Origin of the sequence: Tardiphaga sp. 839_C3_N1_4, from assembly GCF_051811045.1 — a bacterium.
Lineage (GTDB): Bacteria > Pseudomonadota > Alphaproteobacteria > Rhizobiales > Xanthobacteraceae > Tardiphaga.
On sequence record NZ_JBPWQD010000001.1, the window covers coordinates 1,770,531 to 1,791,893 of the forward strand.

The 21,363-nt window shown below is 62.3% G+C and carries 19 protein-coding genes; 6 read left to right on the forward strand and 13 right to left on the reverse strand.

What is annotated here, in order from left to right; translation table 11 throughout:
- Positions 1–60 precede the first annotated feature (60 nt).
- Both AB8A38_RS08800 and AB8A38_RS08805 read right to left on the reverse strand, forming a co-directional pair.
- A complete protein-coding gene (locus AB8A38_RS08800) occupies positions 61–792 on the reverse strand; it encodes an ABC transporter permease (RefSeq protein ID WP_246297556.1) in 732 nt (243 codons plus the stop codon).
- A gap of 194 nt (positions 793–986) precedes the next feature.
- Positions 987–1,646 (reverse strand): TetR/AcrR family transcriptional regulator, encoded by a 660-nt coding sequence (locus tag AB8A38_RS08805; RefSeq protein WP_439088481.1) that lies wholly within the window; start codon positions 1,644–1,646, stop codon positions 987–989.
- Between the two features lie 231 nt (positions 1,647–1,877).
- On the opposite strand from AB8A38_RS08805, the gene AB8A38_RS08810 reads away from it, so the two are divergent.
- A complete protein-coding gene (locus AB8A38_RS08810) occupies positions 1,878–2,639 on the forward strand; it encodes a sulfite exporter TauE/SafE family protein (protein ID WP_439085725.1) in 762 nt (253 codons plus the stop codon).
- A 14-nt stretch (positions 2,640–2,653) separates the two neighbouring features.
- On the opposite strand, the gene AB8A38_RS08815 is transcribed toward AB8A38_RS08810, so the two are convergent.
- Complete coding sequence (locus AB8A38_RS08815; RefSeq protein ID WP_439085726.1) at positions 2,654–3,499, reverse strand: VOC family protein; 846 nt, start codon at positions 3,497–3,499, stop codon at positions 2,654–2,656.
- Between the two features lie 204 nt (positions 3,500–3,703).
- Between AB8A38_RS08815 and AB8A38_RS08820 the strand changes: the two genes are divergently transcribed.
- Positions 3,704–4,597, forward strand: coding sequence for a sugar kinase (locus AB8A38_RS08820; protein WP_120291164.1), 894 nt, complete (start codon positions 3,704–3,706; stop codon positions 4,595–4,597).
- Between the two features lie 5 nt (positions 4,598–4,602).
- Positions 4,603–5,514 (forward strand): ribokinase, encoded by a 912-nt coding sequence (locus tag AB8A38_RS08825; RefSeq protein ID WP_439085727.1) that lies wholly within the window; start codon positions 4,603–4,605, stop codon positions 5,512–5,514.
- Positions 5,515–5,516: 2 nt separating this feature from the next.
- On the opposite strand, the gene AB8A38_RS08830 is transcribed toward AB8A38_RS08825, so the two are convergent.
- Complete coding sequence (locus tag AB8A38_RS08830; RefSeq protein WP_439085728.1) at positions 5,517–7,223, reverse strand: IlvD/Edd family dehydratase; 1,707 nt, start codon at positions 7,221–7,223, stop codon at positions 5,517–5,519.
- Positions 7,224–7,311: 88 nt separating this feature from the next.
- Complete coding sequence (locus tag AB8A38_RS08835) at positions 7,312–8,127, reverse strand: NAD-dependent epimerase/dehydratase family protein (protein WP_439085729.1); 816 nt, start codon at positions 8,125–8,127, stop codon at positions 7,312–7,314.
- Positions 8,128–8,273: 146 nt separating this feature from the next.
- On the opposite strand from AB8A38_RS08835, the gene AB8A38_RS08840 reads away from it, so the two are divergent.
- On the forward strand, positions 8,274–9,233 hold the full coding sequence (locus tag AB8A38_RS08840) for an SMP-30/gluconolactonase/LRE family protein (protein ID WP_439085730.1): 960 nt from the start codon (positions 8,274–8,276) through the stop codon (positions 9,231–9,233).
- A gap of 134 nt (positions 9,234–9,367) precedes the next feature.
- On the opposite strand, the gene AB8A38_RS08845 is transcribed toward AB8A38_RS08840, so the two are convergent.
- The 3 genes from AB8A38_RS08845 to AB8A38_RS08855 all read right to left on the reverse strand — a co-directional run bounded on the left by AB8A38_RS08845 (position 9,368) and on the right by AB8A38_RS08855 (position 13,126).
- Positions 9,368–10,798: an aldehyde dehydrogenase family protein gene (locus AB8A38_RS08845; protein ID WP_068738114.1), complete on the reverse strand. Its 1,431-nt coding sequence runs from the start codon at positions 10,796–10,798 to the stop codon at positions 9,368–9,370.
- Positions 10,799–11,073: 275 nt separating this feature from the next.
- Entirely contained in the window at positions 11,074–12,048 is a 975-nt protein-coding gene (locus AB8A38_RS08850) for a DMT family transporter (RefSeq protein WP_439085731.1), read from the reverse strand.
- A gap of 157 nt (positions 12,049–12,205) precedes the next feature.
- Entirely contained in the window at positions 12,206–13,126 is a 921-nt protein-coding gene (locus AB8A38_RS08855; protein ID WP_439085732.1) for a c-type cytochrome, read from the reverse strand.
- A 164-nt stretch (positions 13,127–13,290) separates the two neighbouring features.
- Here AB8A38_RS08855 and AB8A38_RS08860 point away from each other — a divergent pair, with 164 nt between their 5' ends.
- Positions 13,291–13,713 (forward strand): CHRD domain-containing protein, encoded by a 423-nt coding sequence (locus AB8A38_RS08860; RefSeq protein WP_439085733.1) that lies wholly within the window; start codon positions 13,291–13,293, stop codon positions 13,711–13,713.
- A 77-nt stretch (positions 13,714–13,790) separates the two neighbouring features.
- Here AB8A38_RS08860 and AB8A38_RS08865 read toward each other — a convergent pair whose 3' ends face one another.
- The 5 genes from AB8A38_RS08865 to AB8A38_RS08885 form a co-directional block, all read right to left on the reverse strand.
- Positions 13,791–14,237: a c-type cytochrome gene (locus tag AB8A38_RS08865; RefSeq protein WP_315841496.1), complete on the reverse strand. Its 447-nt coding sequence runs from the start codon at positions 14,235–14,237 to the stop codon at positions 13,791–13,793.
- A gap of 92 nt (positions 14,238–14,329) precedes the next feature.
- Positions 14,330–16,627 (reverse strand): xanthine dehydrogenase family protein molybdopterin-binding subunit, encoded by a 2,298-nt coding sequence (locus tag AB8A38_RS08870; RefSeq protein ID WP_439085734.1) that lies wholly within the window; start codon positions 16,625–16,627, stop codon positions 14,330–14,332.
- A 102-nt stretch (positions 16,628–16,729) separates the two neighbouring features.
- The gene (gene murJ, locus AB8A38_RS08875; RefSeq protein WP_439085735.1) at positions 16,730–18,271 is read right to left on the reverse strand and encodes a murein biosynthesis integral membrane protein MurJ; all 1,542 of its coding nucleotides are present in this window, start codon (positions 18,269–18,271) and stop codon (positions 16,730–16,732) included.
- A 43-nt stretch (positions 18,272–18,314) separates the two neighbouring features.
- Positions 18,315–19,466 carry a DegT/DnrJ/EryC1/StrS family aminotransferase gene (locus tag AB8A38_RS08880; protein WP_315841493.1) on the reverse strand — a complete coding sequence of 384 codons (1,152 nt, stop codon included), beginning with the start codon at positions 19,464–19,466 and terminating at the stop codon, positions 18,315–18,317.
- Between the two features lie 78 nt (positions 19,467–19,544).
- A complete protein-coding gene (locus tag AB8A38_RS08885; RefSeq protein WP_315841492.1) occupies positions 19,545–20,555 on the reverse strand; it encodes a Gfo/Idh/MocA family protein in 1,011 nt (336 codons plus the stop codon).
- A 274-nt stretch (positions 20,556–20,829) separates the two neighbouring features.
- Between AB8A38_RS08885 and AB8A38_RS08890 the strand changes: the two genes are divergently transcribed.
- On the forward strand, positions 20,830–21,318 hold the full coding sequence (locus AB8A38_RS08890; RefSeq protein ID WP_315841491.1) for a hypothetical protein: 489 nt from the start codon (positions 20,830–20,832) through the stop codon (positions 21,316–21,318).
- Positions 21,319–21,363 lie beyond the last annotated feature (45 nt).

Here is a 21,363-nt window from a genome sequence, read left to right on the forward strand (position 1 = left end):
TTGAAGCAGGTGATCGCGGCCCGTTTCGCCGGACCGCTTGTTTGGAATTGCAGGTCCCGATCAGGACCCGATGAAGACATCCGCGCGCTGACTGACGTGCCAGGGAATCGCAAAGCGTTCGATACGATCGACCAGCCAGAACAGAATGACGCCGAGCAGCGCGAGGATGACGAGAGCCGCAAACATCGTCGGCAGATCGAAGGTGCCGATCGAGCGCTGCAGCACATAACCGATGCCGGAATTGGAGCCGACGAATTCACCGACCACCGCACCGACAACGGCGAGCGTGACCGACACCTTGAGACCGGAGAAGATCGCCGGCAGTGCGTGTGGCAGGTTCACGGCGCAGAACACGCGCAAGCGGCTGCCCTTCATGGCGCGGGCGAGATCGACCATATCGGGATCGACCGACTTGAAGCCCTGCACCGCTGACACCACGACGGGAAAGAAACCGAGCAGAAAGGCGGCGATGATCTTCGGCACGATGCCGAAGCCGAACCACACCACGAACAAGGGCGCGATGGCGACTTTGGGAATCGACTGCGAGAACACCAGCAGTGGATAGACATAACTCTCGACGGTCCTGGAGCCGGCGATCAGCATGGCGATCGGAATGCCGAACACGGCCGATGCGAGAAAGCCGAGCAGCGTGGCGTAGGTCGTCGGCCCTGACTGCGCAAGCAGTTCGGGCCAGTCGGTGTAGAGCACCTTCACGACGTCGCCGGGCGCAGGGATCTGATAGGCGGGAATGTTGAAGATGCGGATCGCCAGATCCCAGCCGACAACGATCATCACCAGCAACAGGAATGGGCGCAGCCATGAGGCGTTCAGCAGCTTCGATACACTGCCGGGTGCTTTCTTCTCACTCACGCGTCTCGTCTCCCAGATGCCGGCTTCGCGGTCGCATTTAACTCGTTGGATAAATACAGCGCATGGCTTCGCCGTTGTCAATTGGGCGCTTAACTAGCGAAAATTATACAATGATTTCAGGCGCTTTGGCGGGCTGGCGTGTGGACAACCGGCGCCGGCGGGAGCTGGAATTCGGCCACGGATCGGCCGGTGAGCGCCGCCAGAACGAGCGCCACCATATGCGCCAGCCGCTCGTCCCTCGCCTCTTTCGCGAGGAGATCCCTGCCGAAAATCACGCTGAGCGTGGCGTTGTTGCCGATATAGAAAAAGCTCAGCGCAGCGATGGAAATGTAGAGCTGCACCGGATCCATCGCGACCTTGAAATCGCCTGACGCGACGCCGCGCAACACCACCGTGCGGATCATCTCCACAAAGGGCGAATGCATCGACTTCACCTTGGTGGAGCGCTTGATGTGCTTTGCCCGCTCCAGATTCTCGGTGTTGAGCAGCGCGAGGAATTCCGGGTTGCGGATAAAATAGTTCCAGGTGAAGGCGATCAGGCTCTCGATGGCCTCGGGCGGATCGAGATGTTCGAGATCGAGCGTGCGTTCTTCGGCGCGGATCTGCTCATAGGCACCTTCGAGTACCGCAAGATAGAGCGCATCCTTGTTGCCGACGTGATAGTAGAGCATGCGCTTGTTGGCGCCGGCCTGTGCGGCGATGCGATCGACGCGCGCACCGGCGAGGCCCTTGCTCGCGAATTCCTTCTTGGCAGCCTCGAGAATGCGCAGACGCATCCCTTCCGGGTCGCGCTGCCACTTCAATGCTTTCTTCGGAGCTTTTTTAGTTGTTTTTGCCAAACCCGGATCCCGTCGCTCAGCTAAATGACGCAACAGCCGCACGTCTATCGCGTGTAGCATGCGTTTGCCCGCTTGAGAACAAAGCATGTTCCGGGCCATATGCGCAAACGGGCATCGCCTTTTGCGGGCGCCGTCGCTATCACTGCCCTGCCCCAACCGGACCTGCTTGTGCCTGCCATCATCACAGACCCGTTCTTCTATGCCGTCGCCATTCCGGCAGTGATTTTCCTTGGCCTCTCCAAAGGCGGCTTCTCCGGCGTCGGCATTGCCGCCACGCCGCTGCTGGCGCTGTATCTGCCGCCGCTCGAAGCAGCCGCCTTGCTGCTGCCGGTGCTGATCACGCAGGACCTGATCTCGATCTATGTCTATCGCCGCGAGTGGGACGGATCGAATCTGAAGATCATGTTGCCGGGCGCGGTCGCCGGCATGACGCTGGCGTGGCTGCTCGCCTCCTATATATCCGACAATGCCGTGCGTATCACCGTCGGTCTGATCGGCCTCATCTTCGTGATCGATGTCTGGCGCAAGCGCGCGAGGATCGAACCAACGCGCATGGGCCCGGCCGGCGGCGTGTTCTGGGGCGCGGTATCTGGCTTCACATCCTTCATGACCCAGGCCGGCGGCCCGCCATTCCAGGTCTATGTGCTGCCGCAGCGGCTGCCGAAGCTGGTGCTGGTCGGGACCACCACGATCTTCTTCGCCGTGGTCAATGCGCTGAAGATCGTGCCCTATTTCGCGCTCGGCCAATTCCACGCCGGCAATTTCGCGACATCGCTGGCACTGCTGCCGATGGCCATCATCGCGAACTTCATGGGCATCTGGCTGGTGAAACACACGCCGACCAACCTGTTCTACAACATCGCCTATGCACTGCTGCTGGTGATCTCGCTGGTGCTGCTATGGCAGGGCTGTTCGGTGTTCTTCAAATAAGCGACGAGCTCAGCTCACACATCCTTCCCCGTCCGCTCGATCAGCAGCGTCGGAATTCCGCAGGTGCCATCGCGCAGGCTGACCACGCGGGTGCCCGGCTTGCGGCCATTACGCACCTCCGACACGTTGACATGCGCGGCGAGCAAGCGCTCGCGGACGGCATCGACGTCGGCAACGCGCCAGGTCATACCCCAGAGCTTGTCGCGATTCTTGTCCGCCTTGTCGTCGGGGCGATGCACGACCTCGACGATCAAATCGCCGCAGCGGAAGAACATCAGATGGCCCCACTCCGGATTGGAGCGATCCAGCGCCATGTCGAGGCCTAGTCGCGCGCCATAGAGCGCCGCGGCGCGCTCCGGATCCTGCGTGGCGACAACGATATGGTCGAGGCCAAGGAACGGCGTATCGCCCACCGGGGACGACACCGGGCGCTCGTCGGACAGTTCGAGAAAGAATTGCCGGACGCCGCGCGTCGCGTCCGTTGCCGCACGGGTACGCTTCCAGGAGAGTGTGGCGCCGGTCTCGGTATCCCTGCTCTCGACCTCGGCGATGGGATCAGGCTTCAGCGCCAGGCGATCGAGCCGGCGATGCATCTTCGCGATATCGCCAGTCCGGAAACAGATGCTGGCCAGCGTCGCACCCTGCTCCGGCAGCACGGCCCTGATGCGATCGGCGGCCGAACCGTGACCGACAGGCGCCATCAGCTCGACCGACATATTGGCCACCGTGAAGATCGCCATGGCCGCACCGTCGCTGGTGCTGCGCCAGGCAGGCGCGCGGGCGAACAGGGTCTGATAGGTGGCGATCCCCACCTCCAGGTCCTCCAGCAAAATGACGACGTGATCCAGCCCGGTGATCATCGCATCCCTCCCCTCTTCGTGGCGTTGTTGTGATCGAACTATGCCAGTTTTCGAGCCGCAATGCCGAAAACCAACTCCGCCCGGCTGCGGCATCCTGCGGCATCGCACAATTTCGGTGGTGACCTCGTCGCAGGCGCTGTTAAGCTGACTGATGCGCCGTCTCCGGACGGGTGCAGCCATCCCTCAGGCGAGACGGACGGATTCATGAAGGCACTCTTTATCGGACAGACCTATATCGACGTCACGTTCATCACCGACCATATGCCGACCGGCGACGAGAAACACGTCGCCTCCGACTATGCCGTGTCGTTCGGCGGCAATGCGGTCACCGCCGCCTTCTGCTGCGCCAAGCTGGGCATCGTGCCCGATCTGATCGCCACCGTCGCCAATGACTGGCTGGGCCGCATGTTCATGGACATGTCGGCGAAATACGCCATCGAGGTCCATCCGCGCAAAGTGGCTAGTTCATCGCTGTCCTTCATCATGCCGAAAGACGGCAAGCGCGCCATCGTCCGCTGCCGCGACGACGAGCATATCCATCCGTTCCCGCTGCTCAATCTCGGCGCTTGCCGCGCGCTGCATATCGACGGCCATCAGCCCGATGCCGCAATCCACTATGCGAAACTGTGCCGCGAAGCCGGCATTCTCACCTCACTCGACGGCGGCGGCTTACGCACCAACACACACGAGCTGCTGGAATTCATCGACGTCGCCATCGTCGCCGAACGTCTCTGCGAGCAGATGGATCTAACGCCGGAGAAGATGCTCGACTATCTCAAGAGCCGTGGCTGCCGCGTCGGCGGCGTCACGCTCGGCGAGAAAGGCCTGCTCTGGTATGACGAAGCAGGCACAGTGCACACACTCCCCGCGCTGCCGATCCCGCGTGAGAAGGTGATCGATACCAATGGCGCCGGCGATGTCTTCCACGGCGCTTACGTCTATTCGTATCTGGCCAATCCCGGCCATAGCTGGGCCGAGCATTTCAAATTCGCGCGGGCCGCATCGACCTTCAAGATCCAGCGGCTTGGCAATGAAGCGGGCCTGCCGACATTGGCTGACATCGCAGCGGTGCGTGAGGAATATCGGGCACAGGTGTGACCACCATGAGCCGGATTGTCGTCGCCGGCAGCATCAATATGGACGTGGTCGCGACTGCTGACCGCCATCCGGCAATCGGTGAAACCGTGGCAGGCCGCGAGATATTGTATTTTCCCGGGGGCAAGGGCGCCAATCAGGCCGTTGCTTCGGCGAAACTTGGTGCAGCGACCATGCTGATCGGCTGCATCGGCGCGGATGCCTTTGGCCGCGACACCAGGGCATTTCTGGCCATGCAGGGCGTCGATCTCGCTTACGTGCGTGAGGTCGCTGGCGCCGGCACCGGAACGGCAATCATCACCGTTGCGAATGCCGACAACACCATCATTGTGGTTCCCGGCGCCAATGCGCTGGTGAATGCGGCCAATGTCGCCGCGCCCCCACTCCGGCAGGGCGACGTTGCCGTCAGCCAGTTTGAGATTCCGCTGCCAGCCATCACGGCTTTCTTCGCACGGGCTCGCGCGGCCGGCGCGATAACGATTCTCAATCCGGCACCGGCGATGCCGATCGACCGTGAGCTCTTGGCTCTGGTCGATGTCTTGATCCTCAATGAAAGTGAGCTCGGCCTGCTCGCAGGTGTCGAGCTGCATGAGACAGATCCCGATGCGCGATTTGTCGATGCCGCTTCGACATTACAGACTGATCATCGGCCGAACATCTGCATCACGCTGGGCAAGCGCGGTGCGATCGCGCTGATCGACGGCCAAGCCCACCTCGAAGCCGCCCGCCTCGTGAAGGCGATTGACACCACCGGCGCCGGCGACTGCTTCGTCGGCGCTATAGCCGCACGGCTTGCGGATGGACATTCCCTGCAGAGTGCCATTGGCTATGCCAATGTCGCCGCGTCGCTTTGCGTACAGCGAATGGGCGCCGGCCCGTCGATGCCGACAGCGAAAGAGGTGTCAGCGGCAGCCGGTTAGCGTCAGCCCTTCCCCTTTGCCGTCATAAAATCGAAGTCGCAGCCGTCATCGGCCTGCAGGATCGTGGTGTGAAACAGATGCGCATAGCCGCGCTTCGCCCAGTCCGGCGTCTTCGCTGGCGGGAGCGCAGCCTGGCGCTTCGCAAGCTCGGCATCGTCGACCAACAGATCGATGGATCGCTTTGCCACATCCAGCCGGATCATGTCGCCATTCTTCACCAGCGCCAGCGGACCACCCACGGCGCTTTCCGGCGTGATGTGCAGCACGATGGTGCCGAAGGCTGTGCCGCTCATGCGCGCGTCGGAAATGCGGACCATGTCCTTCACGCCGGCGCGGGCCAGTTTCATGGGGATCGGCAGATAGCCGGCCTCCGGCATGCCCGGTGCGCCCTTGGGACCGGCATTGCGCAGCACCAGCACGTCATCCGCAGTCACATCGAGATCGGGATCGTCGACGCGGTTGGTCATGTCCTCGACGGACTCGAACACAACGGCACGGCCGGTGTGCTGCATCAGCTTCGGCGACGCGGCGGAATGCTTGATGACGGCGCTGCGCGGCGCCAGATTACCGTGCAGGATCGCCAGCCCACCTTCGCGCTTGATCGGATTGTCCTTCGAGCGGATCACGTCCTGGCCCGGCACCTCTTCGGCATTGGCAACGATCTCGCGCAGCGTCTCGTCGGTGACAGATTTTGCATCGAGGTCGATGAGATCGCCGAGCTGCTGCATCAGCTTGGGCACGCCGCCCGCGTGATGGAAGTGCTCCATATAGTGATCGCCTGACGGCTTCAGATCGACCAGCACCGGCACGTCGCGTCCGAGTTCGTCGAAAGCGGCGAGATCGATCCGGTTCGGCGTGCGGTTGGCCATGGCCGTGAGATGAATGAGGCCGTTGGTAGAGCCGCCAATCGCCTGCAGCACGACCTGCGCATTGCGGAACGAGCCCGGCGTCAGAAATTCGCTCGGCTTCGGCCCCTTGTTCTTCGCGAGCGTTGCGGCAACCTTGCCGCTGGCTTCTGCAGAGCGAAAGCGCTCCGCATGCGGTGCCGGGATCGTCGCGCTCATCGGCAGCGACAGGCCCATGGCTTCGGTGATGCAGGCCATGGTGGAGGCCGTGCCCATCACCATGCAGGTGCCGACCGACGGCGCGAGGCGCGCGTTCACATCGTCGATTTCCTGCTGGTCGATCTCGCCGGCGCGGAACTTGCCCCACATGCGCCGGCAATCCGTGCAGGCGCCCAGCACCTCGCCTTTGTGATGGCCGACCACCATCGGACCCACCGGGATCACCACCGTCGGCAGATCGACCGACAGCGCCGCCATGATCTGCGCCGGCAGCGTCTTGTCACAGCCGCCGATCACCACCACCGCATCCATCGGCTGCGCCTTGATCATCTCCTCGGTATCCATCGCCATCAGATTGCGCAGATACATCGAGGTCGGATGCGCAAAGCTTTCGCCGATCGAGATGGTCGGAAACACCATCGGCAGCGCGCCGGCCAGCATCACGCCGCGCTTCACCGCTTCGATGATCTGGGGCGAATTGCCGTGACAGGGATTGTAATCGCTATGGGTGTTGGTGATGCCGACGATGGGCCGGTCCAGCGCATCGTCGGAATAGCCCATGGCCTTGATGAAGGCCTTGCGCAGGAACAGCGAGAACCCGGCATCGCCGTAACTGGTCAGCCCCTTGCGCAATCCGTCGGCCATGTCGCGTTCCCATTCCAAGCTTGTTTTGAATGCTTCTTATGAAGCCGCCAAAATTCTTGTCAATGTGCGGGACGGACTGGCTGTGCCCCTATTTCGGCTCCCACACCTTGCTGAAATCACCAGCGAATTCGGCACTGCAAAACGCCCCGCCCTGATAGAAATCACCGACCGGATCGGGTTTCATCCTCGCCTGTTCCGCCATTGCGTGTTCGCGATGATCTTCGGCTTTGCCAGTTGGGCGATAGCCGAGCTCATAGGCGCGGGAGTTATCCCACCAGGCACGCTCGTTATAGGAGGCGCCATACAGCACCTCGAAATGGATGGCGGGATGTTCGAGGCCGATCTGGCAGAGCTGCACCAGATCCTCCGGCTTCAGCCAGATCGACAGCCGGCGCTGGTCCAGCGGACGGTCGCCGAAATTGCCGATCCGCAGACACGTCACCGACAGCCCGTATTTATCAGCATAGAGCGAGCCCACCGCTTCGCCGAACACCTTGCTGACGCCGTAGCGGCTGTCCGGCCGCGCCGTGACATCCGGGGGAATCTTGCTGTGGCGTGGATAGAAGCCGACCGCGTGGTTCGATGACGCGAAGATGATGCGCTTGACGCCCTTCTTGCGCGCAGCCTCGAACAGATTGTAGCCGCCGATGATATTGGCCTGCAGGATGGTGTCCCATGGCCCCTCCACCGAGAAACCGCCGAAATGCAGGATGCCGTCGACGCCCTCGCAGATCGCCTCCACGGCGGCGAGATCGGCCAGATCAGCCTGCTTGAAGTTCTCGGTTGGCTTGAGATTTGGCGGCGTTGTGAGATCGCTCAGCACGAGGTCCGGATAGATCGGCGGCAGCAATTCGCGCAAGCGCGTGCCGATTCCGCCAGATGCGCCCGTCATCAAGATCTTCATTCCGTCCCTCGTGATGTTGTCAGTTGTCAGACAAGTATGGCGCGGCGCGGGCGCAACGGCAAGGCAGTGCAAACGGCATTGCTTGCCGCTCACCCTCGCCGATGTTAGCAAACACATCCAAGGAAACGACAGGGAACGAGACGCCAATGTCCGACACATCATCGCCCGGTTGGCGCCCGGCGACCTATTATCCCGATCCCGCTATTCACGCCCTCGATCCCCGCTTCGAAAAATACTGGATCAAGCTCGGCGCCATCGAACGCATCGCCACCGGCATGCGCTGGGCCGAAGGACCGGTATGGTTCGGCGACGGGCGATATCTGTTGTGCTCCGACATTCCCAACAACCGCATTATCAAATGGGAAGAGGAAACCGGCGCGGTCAGCGATTTCCGCAGACCGTCGAATTACGGCAATGGCAACACGCGAGATCGCCAGGGACGCCTGATCACCTGCGAGCACGGCCGCCGCATCACCCGCACCGAATATGACGGTTCCATCACGGTACTGATGGATAATTTCGAAGGCAGAAAACTGAACTCACCGAACGATGTCGTCGTGAAATCCGACGGCTCGATCTGGTTCACCGATCCGCCGTTCGGCCTGATGAGCGACTATGAGGGCAACAAGGCGCCATCCGAGATCGGACAGAATATCTATCGCATCGACGGCGATACGTTGACGTCCACCATCGTCGCCGATGATGTGCTCGGCCCGAACGGACTGTGTTTTTCACCTGACGAGAAGCTGCTCTATGTCGTGGAATCCCGCGGCGTGCCGAACCGCAAGATTCTCGCTTACGACGTTGCCGCCGACGGCAAGACGTTGAAGAACAAGCGCGTACTGATCGATGCGGGCCCAGGCACGCCCGACGGCATGCGTTGCGATATCGACGGCAATCTGTGGTGCGGCTGGGGCATGGGCAAGCCGGAGCTCGACGGCGTCTTCGTCTTCGCGCCCGACGGCGAACAGATCGGCCGCATCGCGCTGCCCGAGCGCTGCGCCAATGTCTGTTTCGGCGGCGTGAAACGCAACCGGCTGTTCATGGCATCGAGCCAGTCGATCTATGCGGTGTATGTCAACACGCAGGGGGCGCTGGGGGGATAGGCACGAACCTCTCTATTGTCGTCCCCACGAAGGCGGGGACGATGGTCGATAGTGATGTGCCAGAAACAAAAACGCCGGGGCGTTACCGCCCCGGCGTCTATCAGTCACGAAGCTGTTGCTTCAAATGCGCGGTCTTACGCCGCGGTGTAGCCTGCGATCGCCTTGACTTCGAGGAAGTCCTCGAGACCGTGCTTGCCCCATTCGCGGCCGTTGCCCGACTGCTTGTAGCCGCCGAACGGCGCGGTGCGGTCGTTCGGAGCACCCTGCAGGTTGACGTTGCCGGCGCGGATGCGACGGCCGAACTTACGGGCGTTCTCGACCGTGTCAGCCGAGACGTAGCCAGCGAGGCCGTACGGGGTGTCATTGGCGATGCGGAGCGCATCGGCTTCGTCCTTGGACCCCATGATCACGAGCACCGGCCCGAAGATTTCCTCGCGCGCGATGGTCATGTTCTCGGTGACGTCGGCGAAGATCGTCGGACGCACATAGAAGCCCTTGTTGACGCCTTCCGGCAGGCCCGGGCCACCTGCGACCAGCGTGGCGCCTTCCTCGATGCCCTTCTGGATCAGGCCCTGGATCTTGTCCCACTGGCCGCGATTGACCACCGGACCGATGACAGTGCCGTCGGCACGTGGATCGCCGGCCTTGGTCTTGTCGGCCTGCGCCTTCGCGATGGCAGCGATTTCCTTCATCTTCGCCTGCGGCACGATCATGCGGCTCGGCGCGTTGCACGACTGTCCGGAGTTGTTGAACATGTGCGCGACGCCGCCGGTGACGGCCTTCACGAAGTCGGCGCCGTCAAGGATCACATTTGGCGACTTGCCGCCGAGCTCCTGGCTGACGCGCTTCACGGTGTTCGCGGCGCGCTTGGCAACGTCGATACCGGCGCGGGTCGAACCGGTGAAGGAGATCATATCGATGTCCGGGTGTTCGCTCATGGCGACGCCGACGTCGGGGCCCAGACCATTCACGAGGTTGAACACGCCCTTCGGCACGCCGGCTTCATGGAGGATTTCCGCGAAGATCAAGGCCGAGGTCGGGGTGTATTCCGACGGCTTCAGCAGCATGGTGCAGCCGGCGGCGAGCGCGGGAGCGACCTTGCAGGCGATCTGGTTCAGCGGCCAATTCCACGGGGTGATCATGCCGACGACGCCAATCGGCTCCTTCGTGATCATGGCAGCGTTGTGCGCCTCGTCGAACTTGTAGGTCTTCAGCACGTCGAGCGTGGCGACGAGGTGACCGAGGCCGGCACCGGCCTGCAGCTTCTCGGCCATCGGCAGCGGAGCGCCCATTTCGTCGGAGACCGACGCGCCAATATCCGACATGCGGGTCTTGTAGACCGCGATGATCTTTTCGAGCAGCGCGATGCGCTCTTCACGGGTGGTCTGGGAGAACGTCTCGAAAGCGCGCTTGGCAGCGGCGACAGCCTTGTCGACGTCAGCCTTGGAGCCCAGCGCAATGTCGTACATCGCATCTTCAGTCGCCGGATTCACGACAGGGGTGGTCTTCTTGACGACGGGATCGACCCAGGCGCCATCGATGTAGAATTGCAGGCGGTTGACCATTGGTAACCTCTTTGATTTCGGGAACGTCTGTCGTCGGAAAACGCTGTGCAGCCGGGTCTATCTGGGAAGGAACGACACGTCCGGCAAGCACCCTTGCGCGGTCATTTCGCCTCATGAGCCCGTCATGCACGGGGTGCCGCGTGAAAGCAGCAAATGCATATAAATCCAGCCGCGTGGCAGGAGCAAGGCCCCGTGATTTGCGCGCGTTCTAAAATCGAAATGTCGTAGCTTGCCAGCAAAGCGCAGTGTGCATTGCAACAAAATTGACCGAAAAATCAGCGCGACTTTGCGCGGACGGCAATAGGCGCATCCGGATCGGCTTCATCATCGGCCATGGTGGAAATCGGCGACATCGGCGTGTCACGCAGCCGCTTCAGGCCGAGATGGCGCTCACGCAGGATGACGAAAATGCCTGCGCCCGCGACGATCACCGCGCCGCCAACCACATAGGGCGTCGGCACCTCGCCGAACATCCAGAAGCCGAGCAGGAAGGCCCACAGCATCGCCGTGTAGTCGAACGGCGCCAGGAAGGACGCCGGCGCGTAGCGATAGCTTTCGGTGAACAGCATCTGGCCGAGGCCACCGGAAATGCCGATGCCGACCAACAGGGCCAGTTCGAAATCCGTCGGCCAGCGCCAGCCGAATGGCGCCGTGAGCAGCGACGCCGCCATCACGATCAGCGTCATGAAGATGACGATCGCGGATGAGGACTCCGTTGCGGTCAGTCGGCGGATCTGGATGGTCGCACCGCCTGACGAGAAAGCGTTGAGCAGTGCCAGCGACAGACCAATGATCATCGACGTGGTCAGCGCCGCGTGGTCGTGGAAATACGGCGACAGCATCAGGATCACGCCAGAAAACCCGATCGCCACCGCCGACCAGCGATAGGCATGGACCTGCTCTTTCAGGAAGATCGCGGCGAATACCACGGTGATCAGCGGCGCGATGAAGGCAATGGCAGTGACATCCGCGATCGGCAATCGCGCCAGGGCGCCGAAGGTGCAGAACGTCCCGATCACGCTGAATGAACCACGCACCAGATGCGCGGAGACGCGGTTGGTACGCAGCGCGCCGCGCAACTGACCGCGCAAGCCGAAGAACAGCACAATCGGAATCAGCGCAAACAACCCGCGCGCAAACACGATCTCGCCGAGCGGCACGTCGCTGCCGAGATAGCGCCCCTGCGCGCCCATGATGGCAAACGCCATGGTGCTGGCAATCTTCAGCGACACGGCTTTGAAGATGTTCATGAGTTCGGGGAAATGGAGATCGGGGGAATCGTGGGGGTCTTCATGTTGCAGCACACAATCACGTGAGCCTCCTCACGAAAACCGCCGATGCGACATGGCTTGGCGGGTTTCCATGCAGGGCTGCACCTCGCCACAACCCAACCTTGCGCGGGCGGCTTTAGCCCTTTTTGGCAGGCCTTGGCGGCCCCTCTACCGGGGGCAGCGACTTCAGATAGAGCGCCATCGCCGAGCGGTCGTCTGCGCTCAACTGGGAGGTATTGCGGATCACGCGGGCCATGGCGCCGCCGGCGGTGTCGCCGTCCGGGGTTTGTCCGGTTTCGAGGAAATACGCGATGTCCTTCTCGCTCCAGTCGGAGAGGCCCTTCTGGGTGATGTTGGGCACCCAGCCCTCGCCGTCGGGGTTCGGACCTCCGGCAAAGCGTTGTGCCGTCACGATGCCGCCCAGCGCGTTGCGCGGGCTGTGGCACTCGGCACAGTGGCCCAGCGCATTGACCAGATAGCTGCCACGATTCCACTGCGGTGACTTCGACGGATCCGTCACGAACGGCTTGCCATCCAGGAAGAGCAATTTCCAGATACCGAGGCTGCGGCGGATGTTGAATGGAAATGGCACCGCATGATCCGGCGCCTTGCTGGCCACTTGCGGCAGTGTCTTCAGATAGGCAAACAGATCCCTGATATCCTCCACCTTCATGTGCTGATAGGACGTGTATGGGAACGCCGGAAAGTAGTGCGAGCCGTTCGGCGAAGTGCCTTTCATCAGTGCCGTGACGAAATCAGCTTCACTCCAGCGTCCGATACCGGCGGCAGGATCAGGCGAGATATTGGGCACATAGAATGTACCGAACGGCGATGTCAGCGGGAGCCCGCCCCCGAGCTTGAGCCGATCCTGCTGCGCCGGCGTCGCATGGCATGACGAGCAACCACCGGCATTGAAGACCACCGCGCCGTTGCCGGGATTGGGCGTGTGCGGCGGGAGCGTGCTCGCAGCCACTGTCACTGGGATCGTCAGCCACCAGAACACGCCAAGACCGATAATGGCCGCGATAAATGCGAGAATGAAAAGCCGTTTCAGCACGTGCATGTCCAATCGGTATCCTGGTCAAACTTCAGCACATAAAGCGCGTCGAACAGCCGCTGCCGGAACGAAACCGTGATCCATCCCTTAGACCCTTGGGGGAATGAATTGGCGTATCGGATGTTTCCAGCCATGACGACCTCACCATCATCAGGGAGAAAACCATGTCACCTCGTTCGATCATGCTCGCGTCCCTCGCGCTCGGCGCCAGCATCGTCCTCGCCAGCCCCGCTTCCGCCGATAAGATGAAGGCGACGCTCGACGGCGCCTCCGAAGTGCCCGCCACAACCACCGCCGGCAAGGGCACCGCCGATATCGACTTCGATCCCGCCACCAAGAAGCTGACCTGGAAGCTGACCTATTCCGGCCTCACGGGTCCTGCGACCATGGCGCATTTCCACGGCCCCGCCGAAGCCGGCAAGAATGCCGGCGTCGCCGTACCGATCACGCCGGCCACCAGCGGATCCGAAGGCAGCGCCACGCTGACCGACGCACAGGCCGCCGACCTGTTGGCCGGCAAGTACTATGTCAACGTCCACACTGAGGCCAACAAAGGCGGCGAGATCCGCGGACAGGTGACGAAGTAACATTCGAAGCGAAGATGGTTGAACAAAAGGGCGAGCGCTGCGGCGTTCGCCCTCTCATTCAGAGTTCACAATTGAGTTCAGACCTTTAGCCTGAACGTCTCGTGGCAGCCGCCGCATGCCTTGCCGATGCCGCCGACATTCGCCTTGAGGCTGTCGAGATCCTTGATCTTGGCCTTGGCGTCGGTGACGGCCTTGGCGAAGGTGACGATGTGGGCATCGAAACCGGCCTTGTCTTCCCAGACCTTCGGCGACGTCGAATAGTCACCCTCGGCCTTCAGACCCTTGGTGCTGTCCGGAAACAGTGTCGGCAGCTTCTTGGCGGTTTCGTCCAGCACGGTCAGCGCGGCCTCGACCGCGGCCTGATCATAGGGCTTGTCGCCCTTGGCCATCGCGCTGAGCGTGCCGCCAAGAGCGCGACCATTGGACTTCATCAGCGTCTGGCGTTCCTTGACGATCTCCTGCTGGGCCGAGACCGCCCCCACACCCAACAGCAAAGCTCCGACAACGAGAAGCGCACGTTTCATCAACCAATACCCCTGTTTGGAATTCAACTAGGACTAGTTCGCAACATGTAGATGAACCCCGCCGCCATCCGGCTATTCCCGGCGGCGGCGCTCTACAGCGTGTGGAGCCGTTCGTGCTCGCGGATCGCCATCCACACCCGCTCCGGGGTTGCAGGCATGTCGATGTGCTCGATTTTGTATTCGCGATAGAGACCATCGATAATGGCGTTCACTACGGCGGGACAGGAGCCGATGGCTCCGGCCTCGCCCGCCCCCTTCACCCCCAGCGGATTGGTCACGCAGGGGATATTGTGGGTCTCGAACGAAATCGGCGCGCCGTCGGCCGCGCGCGGCAGCGCATAGTCCATGAAAGTGCCAGTGACCAGCTGGCCGTCCTCGGGATCATAGACCGCCTGCTCCATCAGCGCCTGGCCGATGCCCTGCATGGTGCCGCCATGAACCTGGCCGGCCAGCAGCAACGGATTCAGCGTGACGCCAAAATCGTCAACGATGACGTAATTGACAATGGCGATCTTGCCGGTCGCGGGATCGATCTCGACTTCGACCAGATGGGTGCCGTTCGGAAAGGTGCCGTCGGCGCTGCTGAAGGTTTCGGACGCATTGAGCTTCGACGGATTGGCCTTCTTAGCGAGATCGGCGAATGACACAGAGCGGTCGGTGCCGGCGATCTTCACCACGCCGCCATCGATTTCTAGGTCCGCGGCGCTGGTTTCCAGCACATCCGCCGCGAGCTCCTTGAGGTTGATACCGAGCTGCCTGGTGGCGCGCTGCACGCTGACGCCACCGGTCGGGATCGATGCGGAGCCGCCGGTGCCGAGACCGGTCGCGACCTTCGCCGTGTCGCCCTGAATGATGTGCACGCGATCCGGCGTCACGCCGAACTGTTCGGCAACGATCTGCGCGTAGGCCGTGTGGTGGCCCTGTCCTGTGGATTGGGTGCCGATCAGGATGGTGATGTCGCCATCAGCGCCAACAGCAACGTTGGCGGTCTCGTCGCCCATGGTGCCGCAGACCTCCACATAGGTGGCCATGCCGATACCGCGAACCAGGCCCTCTTTCTTCGCAGCCTTGGCCCGCTTTGGAAATTCCTTCCAGTCCGCCACATCCATCGCGCGTTTCATATGCGCGGTGAAATCGCCGGAGTCGTACACCTTGCCCGTCGCGGTCTTATACGGCATCGCCTTCGGCAAAATGAAATTCTTGCGGCGGATCGCATCCGGCGTCATGCCGAGCTTGCGCGCGCATTGATCGACGAGACGCTCGACGACATAGGCCGCCTCCGGACGGCCGGCGCCACGATAGGCATCCACCGGCACTGAATTCGTGAACACCGTGCGGACGCGGCAATGGAATGTCTGGATATCGTAAAGACCCGGCAACATGCCGGCACCGCCATGCGGAATGTACGGCCCGAAGGTCGACAGATACGCGCCCATGTCGGCCATCAGGTCGACATCCATGGCGAGAAACTTGCCATCCTCGCTGAGCGCCATGCGTGCATGGGTAACGTTGTCACGGCCCTGCGCGTCGCCGAGGAAGTGATCGGTGCGGTCCGCCGCCCACTTCACATTCTTGCCGAGCTTCTTGGCGGCAAAGGCCACCAGCGCATATTCACGGTAGGGAAACAGCCGCGTACCGAAACCGCCGCCGACATCGGGACAGATCACGCGCATCTTGTCCTTGGGCATCTTCAGCACATTATCGCAGAGGATGTCGCGCAGACGATGGCTGCCCTGGCTGCCGATGGTCAGCGTCATGTAATCGCGCTTGGCGTCGTATTCACAGATCGCCGCGCGGGTCTCCATATAGTTGATGATGACGCGCGGATTGACGATCTTCACTTCGGCAATCACGGGTGCCTTGGCGAACACCGCATCGACCGCCTTCTTGTCGCCGATCGGCACATCGAACAGCACATTGCCGGGATGCTCGGCCCACACCTGCGGCGCGCCTTTGGCGACGGCATTGACCAGACCGTTCACGGACGGTAGCGGCTTCCAGTCGACCTCGATCGCCTCAATCGCATCGCGCGCCTGCGCGACAGTCTCCGCAACCACGAAGGCCACGGCGTCGCCCACATGGCGGACTTCCTTGGCAGCGAGGATTGGATAATCCGGCCCGGTGAAAGGATGATCTTCGAGATTGAACAGGCACGGCAGACCGCCGAGGTCCTTGGTGTCCTCCGCCGTCAGAATCGCGGCGACACTTGGAAGCATGCGCGCCTTGGTCACATCGATGGTGAAATGAGCATGGGCATGCGGCGAGCGCAGCATCAGGGCATGCAGCGCGACCGGCGCATGATCGTCGGTATAGCGGCCACGGCCACGAATGAGGGCGTCGTCTTCTTTGCGCAGGACACTCTGTCCGACGCCGAATTTGATGGGGGCCATCGTTCCTCCGCATGCAGTTTAGACTCAATCTACACTGCGGGAGGACGGCGGCAAGTGGCACGGGGCGTCACCCTGCCCGACTTTGGGACACGATGAAGCGAGCTATCTGGCGCGGACCAGGCTGCGCAACCAGCTTTTGCCGAAAAGCGTCAGGACCAATGCCGAATAGACCAGGATGGTCACGATGATGAGAACTCCCAGCGTCGCTTCGTCGCGGAGGCTGGTGAGGCTGGTGAGGCCCGCGAACTGCTCCGCCGCAAGACGCGCGGTCCCCCATAGCGCCGCAGCGAGGACCACGCCGGTCAGCGCGAATTTGCCGAGCGCCAGCATAAAAGCGCGATCGAATTCGAGATAGCCGGCCCGCATGGCGAAGAAGATGACCAGCAACAGATTGATCCAGGCTCCTGCCGCGGTGCCAAGCGCGAGGCCGATCTGCGCCAGAGGTCCCATCAGCAGAATCTTCAGCGCGACGTTGACTGCGATGCCGGTGAGCGCGGCAATCATCGGCGTCGTGGTGTCCTTGCGGGCGTTGAAAGTTGCAACCGCGCTGCGGATCATCACGAAGGGGATGAGCGCAATGGCATAGGCGGCGAGTGTCGCCGCAGCGACGGCAGCATCAGCCTTGGTGAAGGCCCCGCGGGCAAACATCGCGCGCATGATGACATCGGGCACCACGAGGAATGCAGCGACGAAGGGCAGCGAGAACAACAGCGTGAACAGGAAGGCGCGGCGCTGCGCGCCCATGGCGCCGACATGATCGTCTGCCGCCATCCGCCGCGACATTTCCGGCAAGAGTACCGTGCCGATGGCGATGCCGATTACCCCGATCGGCAACTGGTTGAGACGGTCGGCATAATACAGCGCCGACAGCGCGCCGACCGGCAGGAAGGTCGCGATGATGGTGTCGGCAAACAATGCGACTTGCGTGCCCATGGAGCCCAGCGTCGCCGGGCCGAGCGCGCGGAAGAAGCCGCGCACGTCCTCGTCGAGACGCAGCGGCGCAAAACGAGGAAGTCCGCCATGACGCTGCAAGTCACCGGCGAGCAGGAAATACTGCAGAAAGCCCGAAATCAACACGCCCCAAGCCGCCGCGTGACCTGAACTCGGAAAGAACGCGGCCAGCGCCAGCGTCGCCATCATGGAGACATTGAGGAAGATCGAGGCCGCCGCGGCACTGGCAAAGCGCTGCATGACGTTCAGCATGCCGCCATAGAGCGTCACCAGCGTGATCAGCAGCAGATAGGGAAAGGTGATGCGTGTCAGCTCGATGGCGAGATGACGCTGCGCGGGATCATCGGTGAAGCCCGGCGCGAGGACGCTCATGGCCTGCGGCATGAACAAAATAGCCAGGATGAGCAGCACGACCTGTGACGCAAACAGCAGCGTGAAGATGCGGTCGGCAAACAGATGCGCCGATGCCGGGCCGCCCTTACCGGTCACATGGGCATAGGCCGGCACAAAAGCGGCATTGAACGCGCCTTCGGCGAAAATAGCGCGGAAGTGATTGGGCAGTCGCAGCGCCACGAAGAAGGCGTCAGCCACCGGCCCGGCACCAAGGATCGCCGCGAGCATGATGTCGCGCGCGAAACCGGTGATCCGCGAGAGCAGCGTATATCCGCCGACGGTGAAAATGCGTCCCAGCATCAGCCGCTTCTACAGCATGAAGCGGCGGTGCAAAACGCTCAACTTAGGTCGCCAGCGCGTCGCGCACAGCCTGGATGACGCGGTCCTGGGTGGCCTCGTCGAGATAGGCGTGCACCGGAAGACTGATGACGTCGGCCGACAGCGCCTCGCAGACCGGCAGACCGCCATCGACAACCGGATAATCCCTGTAGGCGGTCTGCATATGCATCGACTTCGCGTAATAGATCGCAGTCGGCACGCCCTGTGCCTTCAGCGCATTGGCAAAGGCGTCGCGGTCGGTGCCCTTGGGCAGGCGGATCACGTAGCAGGCCCAGATCGACGTATTGCCTTCGGCGACACGCGGCACCGTGACGATATTGCCAAGGCTGCGGGCGTAGCGGTCGGCTACTTTGTTGCGGGCGGCGATTTCGTCGTCGAAGATCTTCAGCTTTTCCAGCAGCACCGCGGCCTGGATGGTGTCGAGGCGGCCGGTAATGCCGAGGCGGATATTGTCGTATTTGTCGGAGCCCTGGCCATGGATGCGGATGCTGCGCAGGTCCTCGGCGAGTTGGTCGTCATCGGTGAAGATCGCGCCGCCGTCGCCGAAGCAGCCGAGCGGCTTGGCCGGGAAGAAGCTGGTGGTAGTGGCCAGCGCCGAGGTGCCGACGCGCTTGCCCTTGTAGGTCGCGCCGAAGGCCTGCGCGGCGTCTTCCAGCACGAACAGCCCCTCAGCCTCGGCGATGGCGTTGATCGCGTCGAGATCGGCGGGCTGGCCGAACAGATCGACCGGGATGATCGCCCGGGGCTTCAGGCCGGCCTTCCTAGCCGCGGCAATGCCACGTTTCACGGACTCTGGGCTGATGTTGAAAGTGACGTCGTCGACTTCGACAAATACGGGCGACGCGCCAACCAGTGCCACAGCCTCGCCGGTGGCGCAGAAAGTGAAGGACGGGCACAGCACGGCATCGCCCGGGCCGATCTTCTTAGCCATCAGCACCATCATCAGCGCGTCGGTGCCGCTGGCGCAGCTGATCACATGCTTGGCGCCGCAATATTTGGCGAGTTCGGCCTCTAACTTGGTGACTTCCGGGCCGTTGATGAACTGGCAGTGATTGAGCACGCGGGTGACCGCCTCGTCGATCGATGTGCCGAGCCGCTGACGCTGCGCATTGAGATCGATGAAGGGAACGGGGTCGATACGGGTGTGCTGGTTCATGATGCCTGGCCTGCAGAATGTCGTCTTGAAGTCTGAATACTGGAAACCGGCGCATGCTTGCGCCGGGTCGCGCTTGCGTCAGCCAACCACCTTGCGGGGCGCCGGGCGTGATGCCGTGGCCGCGCGCTTCTTCGGCGCTTCCAGGCACTGGATCGCGATCTCGAGGGAGGCGACGCCCTCCTCGCCGGTCACAGCCGGCACGCCGCCGGTGCGCACCGCATCGAGAAACGCCATCAATTCGGCGCGCAACGGCTCGTCCTGCCCGACCGGCAGATGGCGCATCGAATAGCTGCCATCGGTCTTGAAGCCGAAACATTCGGTGACCTGCCGGGTCAGCAGATCTCCCATCACATATTTGCCGCGCGTTGCGACCGTGACGGTGCGCGCCTTGAACGGCGTCAGCCAGTTGGTGTTGATATGGGCAAGCACGCCGGATGCCGTGCGGAACTGCAGCAGCGCGATGTCTTCGCGCTCGGCGACGGCGGAGGCGAGCTGCGGCTGCACCTCGACGATGTCGCTCTCGGTGAACCAGCGGATCAGGTCGATGTCATGCACGGCGAGATCGATGACAACGCCGACATTGGACATGCGCGGCGGGAACGGGCCGACGCGTGTGATGCCGATCGACAGAATATCCTCGCCCTCGATCGCCTTCTTGATGGTGGCGACGGCGGGGTTGAAACGCTCGACATGGCCGATCATCAGAGTCACGCCAGCCTTTTGCGCGGCATCGACGATCTCGCGTCCCTCTTTCACGGTCGATGCTATCGGCTTCTCGACCAGGACATGGATGCCCTTGGCGATGCAGGCGAGCGCAACTTCGTGATGCAAGTGAGTGGGCGCTGCGATGGTCACGGCATCGACGCCAGCGGCCAGCAGTGCGTCCAGATCGGCAAAGGTCTTGCAGCCGATCAGTTTCTCGGCGCGGGTGCGATGTTCGAGCATGGGATCGACGATGCCGACCATTTCGATGCCCGGCAGCCCGGCCAGCACGCGGCCATGATTGGTGCCCATGACACCTGCGCCCACGACGCCGACACGCAGCGTGCGCACCGCATCCTTCGCTGCGGAAGTTTCTTTCGACACCATTCAACAAACCTCAGAATTCTTAAGAGCCGGCGCGGCGATTCACCATACTTGCGCCGTGAGTTCTCCTAGCATGCCCGCCACAGATGTGGCGATTGCCCCGCGGAGCTACCCAAACACGTTTTGATTCAAAGAATTACACCAAGTCGTGAGACCGGCCAACCGCCCCTCATTAACCCGGCCCATGGGCGCCCCATCCATTGATATGACAGCACTTTTGCTGCATCCTTGGGATGTCGCGACGCGCTGTTATCACCCGCCAATCGAGAGAAATTCCATGTTTCGGAAGCCGGTCGTCGCGCTGAGTCTCGTCATAAGCACTCTGGCGGGAACCGGTTCCGGAACCGCCCTTTGGGCGCAGACGCCCTCGCCGGTGCCGCCTGCAGCGACACCGTCTGTCGTCGAGCGGACCGCCAAGGGCCCGACCGCGCGCAACTTCCAGGTCGGCGTTTATCTTAACGTCCAGCCCGACTGCACCTCGGGCACCCTGCCCGCTTTGCGCATGGTGACCCCACCTGCGAACGGCACCGTCAGCATCAAGCGCGGCAAGGTGAGCGCCACCAACTACAAACAGTGCCTCGCGCTCGAAGTGCCAGGGTTCATCGCCTTCTATCAATCGAAGGCGGACTTCGTCGGCAGTGATGAAGTGACCATCGAGGTGAAGTATCCGGCCGGGCGCACGGAGGTGCAGCGGATCAGGATCGATGTGGGCGGGAGTGGCAGCGTTCCGGCGGGGCCGAAGACACCGGCGGGGCAGAAGATTTAGGTACACCAACGAGTTCAATCATACGTAACCAAATGAAAAGCCCCC

Excerpts from the sequence above, each read along its gene's own strand:
- AB8A38_RS08800 (WP_246297556.1), bottom strand. The coding sequence starts at position 792 with ATGATCGTTGTCGGCTGGGATCTGGCGATCCGCATCTTCAACATTCCC.
- AB8A38_RS08805 (WP_439088481.1), bottom strand. The coding sequence starts at position 1,646 with ATGCGTCTGCGCATTCTCGAGGCTGCCAAGAAGGAATTCGCGAGCAAG.
- AB8A38_RS08815 (WP_439085726.1), bottom strand. The coding sequence starts at position 3,499 with ATGATCACCGGGCTGGATCACGTCGTCATTTTGCTGGAGGACCTGGAG.
- AB8A38_RS08820 (WP_120291164.1), top strand. The coding sequence starts at position 3,704 with ATGAAGGCACTCTTTATCGGACAGACCTATATCGACGTCACGTTCATC.
- AB8A38_RS08825 (WP_439085727.1), top strand. The coding sequence starts at position 4,603 with ATGAGCCGGATTGTCGTCGCCGGCAGCATCAATATGGACGTGGTCGCG.
- AB8A38_RS08830 (WP_439085728.1), bottom strand. The coding sequence starts at position 7,223 with ATGGCCGACGGATTGCGCAAGGGGCTGACCAGTTACGGCGATGCCGGG.
- AB8A38_RS08835 (WP_439085729.1), bottom strand. The coding sequence starts at position 8,127 with ATGAAGATCTTGATGACGGGCGCATCTGGCGGAATCGGCACGCGCTTG.
- AB8A38_RS08840 (WP_439085730.1), top strand. The coding sequence starts at position 8,274 with ATGTCCGACACATCATCGCCCGGTTGGCGCCCGGCGACCTATTATCCC.
- AB8A38_RS08845 (WP_068738114.1), bottom strand. The coding sequence starts at position 10,798 with ATGGTCAACCGCCTGCAATTCTACATCGATGGCGCCTGGGTCGATCCC.
- AB8A38_RS08850 (WP_439085731.1), bottom strand. The coding sequence starts at position 12,048 with ATGAACATCTTCAAAGCCGTGTCGCTGAAGATTGCCAGCACCATGGCG.
- AB8A38_RS08860 (WP_439085733.1), top strand. The coding sequence starts at position 13,291 with ATGTCACCTCGTTCGATCATGCTCGCGTCCCTCGCGCTCGGCGCCAGC.
- AB8A38_RS08865 (WP_315841496.1), bottom strand. The coding sequence starts at position 14,237 with ATGAAACGTGCGCTTCTCGTTGTCGGAGCTTTGCTGTTGGGTGTGGGG.
- AB8A38_RS08870 (WP_439085734.1), bottom strand. The coding sequence starts at position 16,627 with ATGGCCCCCATCAAATTCGGCGTCGGACAGAGTGTCCTGCGCAAAGAA.
- murJ (WP_439085735.1), bottom strand. The coding sequence starts at position 18,271 with ATGCTGGGACGCATTTTCACCGTCGGCGGATATACGCTGCTCTCGCGG.
- AB8A38_RS08880 (WP_315841493.1), bottom strand. The coding sequence starts at position 19,466 with ATGAACCAGCACACCCGTATCGACCCCGTTCCCTTCATCGATCTCAAT.
- AB8A38_RS08885 (WP_315841492.1), bottom strand. The coding sequence starts at position 20,555 with ATGGTGTCGAAAGAAACTTCCGCAGCGAAGGATGCGGTGCGCACGCTG.
- AB8A38_RS08890 (WP_315841491.1), top strand. The coding sequence starts at position 20,830 with ATGTTTCGGAAGCCGGTCGTCGCGCTGAGTCTCGTCATAAGCACTCTG.